Here is an 11,249-nt window from a genome sequence, read left to right as displayed (position 1 = left end):
GCACACCAGCTCGAAGAACTGGTCCCACTGCTCCCACGATCGACACGAACCCCGCCCTGACAACGGTCTCATCGCAACGCTCCTCCAAGGTCACGTTGCTTCGACCCCTTGAACCCGCCAGCCGGGTCACGACAAATTCGGTAGTTGAACCGCCACATCGACCCCGAGCGCCGCCAGCGCCATCGACCCCAGCAGCTCCCGCAATGCGGCGTCGGGGATGCCGTGGCCGGCGCGGGGGGTGGAGTTGAGGAGGCCGAAGGCGGCCTGGGCGGCGGCGTGGGCGCGCGCCTTGTCGAGGTCGGGGCGCAGGGCGCGGAGCTGATCGGCCCAGAGGTCGACGTACGCGCGCTGCAGCCGGCGGACCTGGGCGCGGGCGTCCTCGGGCAGCGACTCCCAGTCGCGGTCCTGGACGATGATGAGCGGACGGTGGCCGAGGGCGAACTCGACGTGCCAGTCGACCAGCCCGCGCAGGGCGGCGGTGGGCTCGCCGCCGCCCGCGGCGACGCGCTCGCGACCGACCTCGAGGAGCCGCTCGCTGATCGAGGTCAGCATCTCGGCGAGCATCGCCTGCTTCGACGCGAAGTGCTTGTAGAGCGCGGGTCCGGAGATGCCGCAGGCGGCACCGAGGTCGGCGACCGAGACCCCGTGGAACCCGCGCGCGGCGAACAGCTCGGCGGCGGTGGCCAGGATCTGCTCGCGGCGGGTCGGCTCGGTCACCCCCGAAGGTTAGGCCACGCGATCCGGGACGTCCCCACGATGGGGCATGACGTGCCCGACGCGCCGCTGCTAGGCAGGGTGACGGTGCGATACGCGCCCACGACCCGAGGAGCAGAGCATGGGCAAGGCAGCGATCAGGATCGGTACGGCGGTGGCGGCGCTCGCGCTCGCGGCGACCGGAGCCCCGGCGGTGGCGGGCGACCACGGCGGTCACACGGGCGGCGGACGGGCCGCTCCCAAGACGGTCGCACCCCTCATGGGCCCCCGCGGCGTCGACGCGCTCGGCGACGGCCGGACGCTCGTCACGGAGACCGGCGGCAACGTCAGCCTCGTCGTTGAGCGTGCGCACAAGCCGGCGCGGGTCGTGCCTCTCAGCAATCTCCCCACGGACTTCCCGCCGGCGATCGCGAAGGGCCCGCGCGGCTCGATCTACCTGCTGACCGGCGCCTCCGGCCCGCCGCCGGAGCAGCGCCCGTCGGTGCTGCGCGGCGCGGCGGCGCCGGCGCCCGCGACGACGCTGTTCAAGTGGAAGCGCGGCTGGCCCGCGCCCCGGCCGGTGGTCGACATCGGTGCCTACCAGAAGACCGACCCCGACCCGTGGGACCAGGAGCAGTTCCCGACCGACAGCAACCCGTTCGGCGTGGTCGCGCTCGATGACGGCACGGTGCTGGTCTCCGACGCGGCCGGCAACGACCTGCTCCGGGTCTGGCCACGCACCGGGAAGATCAAGACGGTGGCGCGGCTGATGCCGCGCACCGTGCCGGTCCCGGCGGGGCTGCCCGACGTACCTCCGGAGATGGGCGGCCCGCTGCCGCCCGCCGGCACCCCGATCGTCTCCGAGCCCGTCGCCACGTCGGTGACGGTGGGCGCCGACGGCTACTGGTACGTCGGCGAGCTGCGCGGCTTCCCGGCCACCCCCGGCACGTCGCAGGTGTGGCGCATCAAGCCGGGCTCGAAGAACGCGACCTGCGATCCGGAGCACCCGCGCAAGGGCGCCTGCAAGAGGCACGCCGACGGGTTCACCTCGATCACCGACCTCGCCGCCGGCCCGAAGGGGATCTACGCCCTGGAGCTGTCGAAGAAGAGCTGGTTCGCCTTCGAGATGGGTCTGCCCGGTGCGCAGGAGGGCGGCCTGTTCCTGATCCGCCCCCGCGGCACGAAGCACCGGGTGCGCGAGCTCGCCGCCGGCCGGCTGATGAACCCGGGCGGGGTCGACGTGAGCGACCACGTCTACGTGGCGGGCCCGTTGTTCGGCCCCGGGGCGCTGCTCAGGCTCCGCTGAGACCGGGGATTGCGGGACAGGTTAATGATCATTAACCTGTCCCTGTGTCCGAGACTCCCGAGCCCACCCTCCGCGACCTTGCCGCCGACCTGCGCGAGCGGCTCGCCCGCGTGCGCCAGGGCGGCAGCGAGGCGGCCCGCACCAAGCACACCGACCGGGGCAAGCTGCTCGCGCGCGACCGGGTCGACGGCCTGCTCGACCCCGGCAGCCCGTTCCTGGAGCTGGCGCCGCTGGCGGCGTACGGAATGTACGCCAAGCCGGGCGGTCCCGACCAGGACTACGCCGTCCCGGCGGCCGGCGTCGTCGCCGGCATCGGCCGCGTCGAGGGACGCAACGTCATGGTCGTCGCCAACGACGCGACCGTGAAGGGCGGCACCTACTACCCGATGACGGTCAAGAAGCACCTGCGGGCGCAGACCGTCGCGGCGGAGAACCGGCTCCCGTGCGTCTACCTCGTCGACTCCGGCGGCGCTTTCCTGCCGATGCAGGACGAGGTGTTCCCCGACAAGGAGCACTTCGGCCGGATCTTCTTCAACCAGGCCAACATGTCCGCGCGTGGTATCCCGCAGCTGGCCGCCGTGATGGGCTCGTGCACCGCCGGCGGCGCCTACGTCCCCGCCATGTCCGACGAGACGGTGATCGTCAGGAACCAGGGCACGATCTTCCTCGGCGGCCCTCCGCTGGTGAAGGCCGCGACCGGTGAGGTCGTCAGCGCCGAGGACCTCGGCGGCGGCGACGTCCACGCCCGCAAGTCCGGCGTCGTCGACCACCTCGCCGACGACGATGCCCATGCCCTCCGCATCCTGCGCGGCATCGTCGACACCCTCCCGATTGGGCAGAAACCGCATGCTGGGGGCCCGGAATTGCACGGTTTGGTCCCAAACCGCAACTTTTCTGACGCGCCAGTCGACGATCCCCTAGAGCCGCCCGAGTCGATCTACGACGTCGTGCCGACGAGCACCCGCACGCCGTACGACGTCCGCGACGTGATCCGGCGCCTGGTCGACGGCAGCCGGCTGCAGGAGTTCAAGCAGCTGTACGGCGAGACGCTGGTCTGCGGCTTCGCCCGGATCCACGGCCACCCGGTGGGCATCGTCGCCAACAACGGCATCCTCTTCTCCGAGAGCGCGCTCAAGGGCGCCCACTTCGTGGAGCTGTGCAACCAGCGCGGCATCCCCCTGCTGTTCCTGCAGAACATCTCCGGCTTCATGGTCGGGCGCGAGTACGAGAACCGTGGCATCGCCCGCGACGGCGCCAAGCTGGTCACCGCGGTGGCCTGCTCGGTCGTGCCGAAGCTGACCGTCGTCATCGGCGGCTCCTTCGGCGCGGGCAACTACGGCATGTGCGGGCGTGCCTACGACCCCCGCTTCCTGTGGATGTGGCCCAACGCCCGGATCTCCGTGATGGGCGGCGACCAGGCGGCCGGTGTGCTCGCGACCGTCGCCGGCCGGGAGAACGACCCCGACGTGGAGGAGTTCAAGCGGCCGATCAAGGAGCAGTACGAGACCCAGGGCTCGCCGTACTACGCCTCCGCACGGCTGTGGGACGACGGCGTCATCGATCCCGCCGACACCCGCCGCATCCTCGGCATGGCGCTCGAGGTCACGACGGCCGTGCCGACGCCCGCTCCCAACTACGGCATCTTCAGGATGTGATCACCGTGGAGATCAAGACCCTCCTCGTCGCCAACCGCGGCGAGATCGCCCGCCGCGTCTTCCGCACCTGCAAGGACCTCGGCATCCGCACGGTCGCGGTCCACACCGAGGTCGACGCGACCGCACTGCACGTCCGCGACGCCGACGTCGCGATCCGGGTGCCGAGCTATCTCGACGCCGACGCCGTCCTCGCGGCGGCCAAGGAAGCCGGTGCCGACGCGATCCACCCCGGCTACGGCTTCCTGTCCGAGAACGCCGGGTTCGCCCGCGCGGTCACCGGCGCCGGCATCGCGTGGGTCGGTCCGTCGCCGACGGTCATCGAGCAGATGGGCCGCAAGGACGCCGCCCGCGACCTCGCCGTCGCAGCGGGCGTGCCGGTCGTGCCGTCGTACGAGTTGACGGACGACCCGGCCACGTTCCGGTATCCCGTGCTGGTCAAGGCCGCCGCCGGCGGCGGCGGCAAGGGCATGCGCGTCGTCCGCTCCGCCGACGAGCTCGAGGCCGCCATCGCCGCGGCGAAGCGCGAGGCCGCCAGCGCGTTCGGGGACGACACCATGCTCATCGAGAAGTACGTCGAGCGCGGTCGCCACATCGAGGTGCAGGTGCTCGGCGACGAGCACGGCCACGTGGTCCACCTCGGCACCCGCGAGTGCTCGGTCCAGCGTCGTCACCAGAAGGTCATCGAGGAGGCGCCCGCGCCGGCCCTGGCCGACGAGCTGCGTGCCCGCATCCATGACTCGGCCGTCGCGCTTTCAGCCGCGGTCTCCTACAGCAACGCCGGGACGATCGAGTTCCTGCTCGACGCCTCGACCGACGACTTCTACTTCCTGGAGATGAACACCCGGCTCCAGGTCGAGCACCCGGTCACCGAGATCCACAGCGGGACCGACCTCGTCGCGCTCCAGATCGCCGTCGCCGCGGGGGAGCCGCTGCCGTTCGACCAGGCCGGGCTGCGGTTCTGCGACCACGCGATCGAGGCGCGGATCTACGCCGAGGACGCCTTCGGGGGCTTCCTTCCGCAGGCCGGTACGGCGACCGTCGTCTCCTGGCCCGAGGCCGCGCGGGTCGACCACGCGCTCGAGTCCGGCCAGGTCGTGAGCACGTCGTACGACCCGATGCTCGGCAAGGTGATCGTCTCCGGGCCGACCCGCGAGGCCGCCCGTCGGGCGCTGGTCGCCGCACTCGACGACACCGTGATCCTCGGGCTGACCACGAACACCGGCTTCCTGCGGGTGCTGGCGGCGGGCGACGAGTTCGCCGTCCCGGGCGGCATCGACACCGCGTGGCTGGACCGCCACGAGGTCCCGGCACCCGACCCGGCGCCCGCCCGCGCCGTGGCCGCCCGGCTCTGGCTCGAGGCCACCTCCGCGGCGAGCGGGCCGTTCGCCGGTGACGGCTTCCGGATGGGCGCCCCCGCGGCGCCGGCGGTCGTGGAGTTCGCCGACGGCACGGTGAAGGTGTCCCCCGCGCAACGTCATTCGTTCCGTGGGCTCAAGCCCACGGAACGTATGACGTCACGTGTCTCGGCCCACCACGTCGAGCTCGCCCACCAGGGCCAGCGCTACGTCTTCCACCGCCTCGACGCCAGTGCCGAGCACGGCGCCGCGGCGGGCGACGGCACCATCGCCGCGCCGATGCCGGGCACCGTCCTCGACGTCCGCGTCGCGGTCGGCGACCGGGTCGCCGAGGGCGACGTGCTGGGCGTCGTGGAGGCGATGAAGATGGAGCTGGCCCTCAAGGCACCGTACGCCGGCACGGTCGCCACGGTCGGCGCGAGCACCGGCCAGCAGGTGGCGCTCGGAGCCACGCTGTTCGTGGTCGAGGCGGAGGAGGAGGGCCGATGAGCGGCTTGCCCATGGTGGTGCCCGAGCCGGGCCTGCCGACCAAGGTCACCATCTACGAGGTCGGCGCGCGCGACGGCCTGCAGAACGAGAAGTCCGTCGTCCCGACCGAGGTCAAGGCGACCTTCGTGAAGCGGCTGCTCGACGCCGGTCTGCCGATCGTCGAGGCGACCAGCTTCGTGCACCCGCGGTGGGTGCCCCAGCTCGCCGACGCGGCCGAGCTGATGACCGGTCTGACCGTCGATCTCGGCGACGCCGCCCGCCGGTTGCCCGTCCTGGTGCCCAACCAGCGCGGCCTCGACCGCGCCGTCGAGCTCGGTCTGCGCCATGTCGCGGTCTTCGCCTCGGCCACCGAGACCTTCGCCGAGAAGAACCTCAACCGCACGCTGGAGTCTCAGTTCGAGATGTTCGAGCCGACCGTCACGGCCGCGCTGGCGGCCGGGATGGACGTACGCGGCTACGTCTCCATGTGTTTCGGCGACCCGTGGGAGGGTGCCGTCCCCGTCGAGCAGGTCGTCGCCGTCGGCAAGCGGCTCCTCGACCTCGGCGTCGGCGAGCTCAGCCTCGGCGACACCATCGGCGTCGCGACCGCCGGCCAGGTGAAGGCGCTCGTGGCGGCCTTCGGTGCCGCCGGCGTCGGTCCGGAGCGGCTGGCGCTCCACTTCCACGACACCTACGGGCAGGCGCTCACCAACGTCCACGCGGGGCTCCAGTCCGGCGTCACGACGTACGACGCCTCCGCGGGCGGCCTCGGCGGCTGCCCGTACGCCAAGAGCGCCACCGGCAACCTCGCCACCGAGGACCTGGTCTGGTTCCTGACCGGCCTCGGCATCGAGCACGGCGTCGACCTCGACGCGGTCGTCGCCACCAGCGTCTGGATGGCCGGCCGGCTCGGCCGCCCCAGCCCGTCCGCGGTCGTGCGGGCGCTGGGGGTCGGTGCGGTGGATTCCTGACGTCCCCTTAACGTTGGGCCATGAGTCGTCGACGCGCCTGGGGCTGGGTGGCCGCGTTGCGGGCCGGATCGACCACACCGTGGCTGGAGTGGCCGGCCGACGGCACCGCCGGCGAGGGCGAGGCGCTGGGCGATGAGCTGCCCGGCGCCCAGCAGCTGGCCCTGCTGCGCCGACTCAACCTGTACGCCGCCGCGGCCGGACGCACCGTCCCCGCTGCCATCGCGGACCGGGTCCTCGGCGCCGGCGTCTCCGGCCGCGGCCGCAGCGAGCTGGCCCTGGTCGGTGTCGACGAGCCCGGGCCGGCCGGGCAGCTCGGAGCGTCCGGACAGTTCGGGCCCCGGCCCGTCGACCCCGACGCCCTGACCGACGACGAGCTGCTGCGCGTCGCCAGCGCCCTGGTCGCCGACGACGTCGCGGTCGCCGCCGCCGTCCCCGATCCGGAGCCGGGCCTCCTCGAGCGGGTCCGTTCCGTCCGCCGGCCGTGGGTCCGCTCGTTCGTCGTCGTCGGCATGCCCTGGCGCGCCGACGCCGTCCGCGCCGACCTCACCGCGCGGGGCCACCGTCCGGGCGGGCGCCGGCCCACGGCGTACCTCCTCGCCGACGACCTCGAGACCGTCCTCGTCCAGGCCTGGGCCGCCCGCTGCTTCGACCAGGGCGGCGCGACGTGGCGCGGCTTCGTGCGCGCCAACGCCGGCGCCGGCAACCTCCCGCCGCGCGCGGACGTCGCGCGGATGGCGCGCTCGGCCGCCTACAAGTACGGCGTCGAGCGGGTCCGGGTCGTGCTCGACGACCAGCTGCTGGCCGAGGAGCTCGGCGTCCCCCGCCTCGGCGCGCCGCCGCGACTCGGGGCCCATGCCGTCGACCTGGTGCGCCGCGTGGGTGAGCCGCTGGGGCTGCTCGTGCCGTCGGAGGACCGGCCGCGGCTGCTCCGTGAGACCCTCGGCGAGCGTCTCGAGGGCCTCGGCGGACCGCCGCCGAGTCTCCCCCCGCGGTGGGACGGATGGCTGCGGACGCAGGCCGAGCGCACCCGGCACGATCTCGCCGCCGCTCGCTACCCTGTGCTCGGCGATCTCGACCAGCTGCTGCCGCGACCGCTCGGCTCCGAGCAGTCGGGCCCGGTGGTGCCGGTCGACGCCGAGGTGCTGGCGTTGGCGCTGGGCCTGCTCCTCGACCCCGTGACCACGCGCGGCAGTGCGAAGCCCAAGGAGGAAGCGTGAACCACCCCACCGAGTTCCGCGCCTCCCCCGCTGCGCTCCTCGACGTCGGTCGCTGCGCTCCCCGCCCGCTGCGCATCCGCCGCACGACGCTGCGAGGACGCCGGTGAGCAGGCGGGTCCTCCTGCACGTCGGCACGCCCAAGACCGGGACGTCGTACCTGCAGGACGTCCTCTACAAGAACCGCGGGCGGCTGCTCAAGCAGGACGTCAGCTATCCGGCCGACCGCTTCGACGCCCACTTCCTCGCCGCGCTCGACCTGATGCGGCTGCGCTGGGGCGGGCTCGAGGCGCAGGCGGTCGGCGCCTGGGACAAGCTGTCCGCCGAGGTCCGCGCCCACGAGGGCACCTCGATCATCAGCCACGAGATCCTCGCCTCCGCCTCGCGCAGCCAGGTCGCGCGTGCCCTCGCCTCACTCGGGCATCGGCCCGGCGGCGACACCAGCGACGGGGGCACCGAGGTCCACCTGTTCCTCTCGGTGCGCGACCTGGTCCGCCAGATCCCGGCCGAGTGGCAGGAGAACGTCAAGCACCGGGCGCGTTTCGGGTACGGCCGCTTCCTCGAGCTGATCCACGACCCGGAGCGGGCGCACCGGGTCGGCGCCTGGTTCTGGGGCGTGCAGGAGATCCCCGACATCCTGGACCGCTGGGGCGCGGATCTGCCGCCGGAGCGGGTCCACCTGGTCACCGTGCCGCCGTCGGGTGGCTCGCCGGACCTGCTGTGGGAGCGGTTCAGCGCGGCGTTCGAGCTCGGCGAGCTCGACCTCAAGCTGACCACCCAGCGCGCCAACCCGAGCCTCGGCGTACCCGAGTCGGCGCTGATCCGCAGGATCAACCGGGTGGCCGCCCGCGACCTGCCCCCGCAGCACTACCGGCCGCTGGTGCGCGAGCTGCTCGCCCACCGCACGCTCTCCAAGCGCACCAAGTCGGCGCGGCTCGGGCTGCCGCCCGACCAGTACCCGTGGGTCAACGAGCTGACCGAGAGCTGGATCGCCGAGCTGTCCCGCCGCGGGTACGACGTCGTCGGTGACCTCGCGGACCTCCGGGGCGCGCCCGCGCCGACCGGGAAGTGGGTCGACCCCGACCACCCGCCGGAGCGACAGGTCGCCGCGGCCGCCGTCGACGCGATCAAGGCGCTGCTGCTCGACAACGCCGAGGCGCATGCCGAGAACGAGCGACTGCGCCGCAAGCTCGAGGTCGCCCGTCGCGAGCTGGTCCGGGCCCGCACCCCCCGGCTGATGAGGTCGATGGAGTGGACCGTGCACAAGCTCGAGCACAGCGGCAAGGGTCGCCAGGCGCTCGAGGTCTACCGCAAGGCGCGCAACCGCACTCCTGGATAGCGGCCGGGGTGGGTGCTCGCGCTGGCTGCGGTTTCATCACGTTATGTAGGCCGGCCGGTGCTTCCCATGCCGAGCTCCGCTACAGAAGCGAGGGTTCGGCTACATAACGTGATGAAACCACGCCCGACGAGAGTCAGACGCCCTGCCGCAACGACCGGAACTCACGGCCGGCGTAGCGCCCGATGCGGTAGGTGCTCCAGCCGTCGGCGACCGCGCCGACGGCGCCGCCGACGAGCGGCACCCGCTTGCCGACGGTGGTGACCATCCGCTTGCCGATGACCCGGCCGATCAGCTCGCCGGCCAACACGGTCGAGACGGTGCGGTCGAGGGTTGGATCGTGCTGCGGCGCCGTCGCGATCGCCATCGGTGGGGCGGGCAGCTGGTGTCGCTTCACCATGGTCCGCACGGTGTCCTCGCCCAGGATGCAGACCAGGATCGCGTTGCGCACCCGCGGGTCGTCGAGGTCGTAGCCGCGGAGGTGGGCGATGCCCGCCACCATCCGGCACTGGATGATCGCGAGCCCGGTGATGCTCGCCGGCGCCACGATCGCAGCGGTGATCAGGCCGCCCAGGTTGGTCGCCAGGCCCTCCACGCCGGCGTACGCGACGTGGTTCTCGATCAGCTCCCGCACCGCCTTGTCGACGTCGCCGTGCTGCTCCTCGAGCTGGGCCCGCGCGGCCTGCGCCGCCGGCGGCAACGGGCCGACGCCCACGAGGGCGCGGTGCAGGGCCTCGCGCACGAACGACTGCGTCAGCCCCGGGGCCAGCTGGGTGACCCTCGGGGCGAGCTGCTGGGCGGTGCGCAGTGCCAGACCCTTCTTGAGCGACGCCATGTCCCGAGCCTAGCCACCGCGCCACGCGCCCCTCCTAGGATCAGCGGGTGCCTGTCGAGCCCGAGCCCAGCCCGTGGGTCTTCCCGAGCCGCGCCGACCTGGCGGCGCTGCCGGTGCTGGACGACCCGGACGACGGTGACGAGGACGGCGACGAGGTCGATGAGGGGGAGGGCACCCACGACGGCAGCGACCTCGTGGCGGTGGGCGCCGACCTGGCGCCGGGCACCCTGCTGGCGGCGTACCGGCACGGACTGTTCCCGATGCCCGAGGGCCGCGGGATCGGCTGGTGGAGCCCGGCGTACCGCGGCGTGCTGCACCTCGACGAGCTCCGCGTCTCCCGCTCGCTGCGCCGCTCGACACGGCGGTTCGAGGTGCGGGTCGACTCCGCCTTCGACGAGGTCGTCGCCGCCTGCGCCGACCCGCGCCGACCGCACGGGTGGATCGACGCCCGGATCGCTCGTGCGTACGGCGACCTGCACCGGCTGGGGTGGGCGCACTCGGTGGAGACCTGGCAGGACGGCCGCCTGGTCGGCGGTCTGTACGGCGTCGCGATCGGCGGGCTGTTCGCCGGCGAGTCGATGTTCCACCACGTCACCGACGCGTCGAAGGTGGCGCTGGCCGGCCTCGTCGAGGGTCTCCGCTCCGACGCCGACGGCGCTGCCGGCAACCGGCTGATCGACGTCCAGTGGGCCACCCGGCACCTGGCGAGCCTCGGCGTGCGCGAGATCACGCGGGCGTCGTACCTCGCGGTGCTGGGCGACCTGCTCGAGGTCCCGACGGCGGCGTTCTGGCAGCGCTGAGGCGCTCCGCGCACCGCGCCGGTCACGGATCGGCAACCTGCCGTTCGCCGTCGCTGTGAATAGTCTGACCCGGTGGGGGCAGGGTGGCCGCGTGGTCGCCCGCTCGGTCGTGCCCTGCTCGCAGGTGCGGCCGGGGCGTCCCGGCTCCCTAGGAAAGGAAACGACATGACCCCGATCAAGCGCCCGCTGGCTGCCGCCGGCGCGGCCGTGCTGCTGGGCCTGACGCTGACCGCCTGCGGTGGCAGCAGCTACCCGACCGACGCGTCGGAGAAGGAGTTCTGCGGCGGCTTCGGTGACGTCATCACCGCCACCAGCGCCGTCGAGGGCGAGGAGCCCACCGAGGACGAGTGGAAGAAGCTCCAGAAGGCCTACGGCGACCTCGGCGACATCGGCACGCCGGAGGACATCGGCGACACCGAGCGCAACGGCTTCGAGGTCATGGTCGACACGATCACCGACCTCGACTACGACGAGGCGAAGAAGTCCTTCGGCGACGAGGACGGCGACGACTCCATCCCCGGCGTCTCCAAGGACGACGAGAAGGACGTCGACAAGTTCTCCGACTACCTCCAGGACACCTGCGCCGACCAGCTCGGCGGCTGAAGCATCCCAGGAA

Annotated in this window: 10 protein-coding genes; 8 read left to right on the top strand and 2 right to left on the bottom strand. The window is 72.9% G+C overall.

The genetic code is table 11. The features are described from left to right. Positions 1-126 precede the first annotated feature (126 nt). On the bottom strand, positions 127-717 hold the full coding sequence (locus tag RB608_RS25425; RefSeq protein ID WP_308090881.1) for a TetR/AcrR family transcriptional regulator: 591 nt from the start codon (positions 715-717) through the stop codon (positions 127-129). A gap of 118 nt (positions 718-835) precedes the next feature. Between RB608_RS25425 and RB608_RS25420 the strand changes: the two genes are divergently transcribed. The 6 genes from RB608_RS25420 (at position 836) to RB608_RS25395 (ending at position 9,001) form a co-directional block, all read left to right on the top strand. Further along, positions 836-1,999: a ScyD/ScyE family protein gene (locus RB608_RS25420; RefSeq protein ID WP_308090880.1), complete on the top strand. Its 1,164-nt coding sequence runs from the start codon at positions 836-838 to the stop codon at positions 1,997-1,999. Between the two features lie 44 nt (positions 2,000-2,043). Then, positions 2,044-3,654, top strand: a complete 1,611-nt coding sequence (locus tag RB608_RS25415) for a carboxyl transferase domain-containing protein (protein ID WP_308090879.1) — start codon at positions 2,044-2,046, stop codon at positions 3,652-3,654. 5 nt (positions 3,655-3,659) lie between these two features. Further along, positions 3,660-5,498 (top strand): biotin carboxylase N-terminal domain-containing protein, encoded by a 1,839-nt coding sequence (locus tag RB608_RS25410; RefSeq protein ID WP_308090878.1) that lies wholly within the window; start codon positions 3,660-3,662, stop codon positions 5,496-5,498. Next, complete coding sequence (locus RB608_RS25405; RefSeq protein ID WP_308090877.1) at positions 5,495-6,448, top strand: hydroxymethylglutaryl-CoA lyase; 954 nt, start codon at positions 5,495-5,497, stop codon at positions 6,446-6,448. Before RB608_RS25410 ends, RB608_RS25405 begins: the two co-directional genes overlap by 4 nt. A 20-nt stretch (positions 6,449-6,468) precedes the next feature. Next, positions 6,469-7,665, top strand: a complete 1,197-nt coding sequence (locus RB608_RS25400; RefSeq protein WP_308090876.1) for a hypothetical protein — start codon at positions 6,469-6,471, stop codon at positions 7,663-7,665. A 103-nt stretch (positions 7,666-7,768) separates the two neighbouring features. Further along, positions 7,769-9,001 (top strand): hypothetical protein, encoded by a 1,233-nt coding sequence (locus RB608_RS25395; RefSeq protein ID WP_308090875.1) that lies wholly within the window; start codon positions 7,769-7,771, stop codon positions 8,999-9,001. Positions 9,002-9,134: 133 nt separating this feature from the next. Here RB608_RS25395 and RB608_RS25390 read toward each other — a convergent pair whose 3' ends face one another. Continuing rightward, a complete protein-coding gene (locus tag RB608_RS25390) occupies positions 9,135-9,833 on the bottom strand; it encodes an EcsC family protein (RefSeq protein ID WP_308090874.1) in 699 nt (232 codons plus the stop codon). Between the two features lie 47 nt (positions 9,834-9,880). Between RB608_RS25390 and aat the strand changes: the two genes are divergently transcribed. Beyond that, positions 9,881-10,633, top strand: a complete 753-nt coding sequence (gene aat, locus RB608_RS25385; RefSeq protein WP_308090873.1) for a leucyl/phenylalanyl-tRNA--protein transferase — start codon at positions 9,881-9,883, stop codon at positions 10,631-10,633. Between the two features lie 165 nt (positions 10,634-10,798). Continuing rightward, the gene (locus RB608_RS25380) at positions 10,799-11,236 is read left to right on the top strand and encodes a hypothetical protein (protein WP_308090872.1); all 438 of its coding nucleotides are present in this window, start codon (positions 10,799-10,801) and stop codon (positions 11,234-11,236) included. The last annotated feature ends 13 nt before the right edge of the window (positions 11,237-11,249 follow it).

It is taken from the genome of Nocardioides sp. LHD-245 (assembly GCF_030929495.1).
Classification (GTDB): Bacteria; Actinomycetota; Actinomycetes; order Propionibacteriales; family Nocardioidaceae; genus Nocardioides.
The sequence above is the reverse complement of the archived record's forward strand: the minus strand, read 5'-3'. Positions and strand labels throughout refer to the sequence as shown.

Bases quoted from the DNA above. Each gene is read 5' to 3' on its own strand.
- RB608_RS25400 (WP_308090876.1), top strand. From the start codon at position 6,469: ATGAGTCGTCGACGCGCCTGGGGCTGGGTGGCCGCGTTGCGGGCCGGA.
- RB608_RS25405 (WP_308090877.1), top strand. From the start codon at position 5,495: ATGAGCGGCTTGCCCATGGTGGTGCCCGAGCCGGGCCTGCCGACCAAG.
- RB608_RS25390 (WP_308090874.1), bottom strand. From the start codon at position 9,833: ATGGCGTCGCTCAAGAAGGGTCTGGCACTGCGCACCGCCCAGCAGCTC.
- RB608_RS25380 (WP_308090872.1), top strand. From the start codon at position 10,799: ATGACCCCGATCAAGCGCCCGCTGGCTGCCGCCGGCGCGGCCGTGCTG.
- RB608_RS25420 (WP_308090880.1), top strand. From the start codon at position 836: ATGGGCAAGGCAGCGATCAGGATCGGTACGGCGGTGGCGGCGCTCGCG.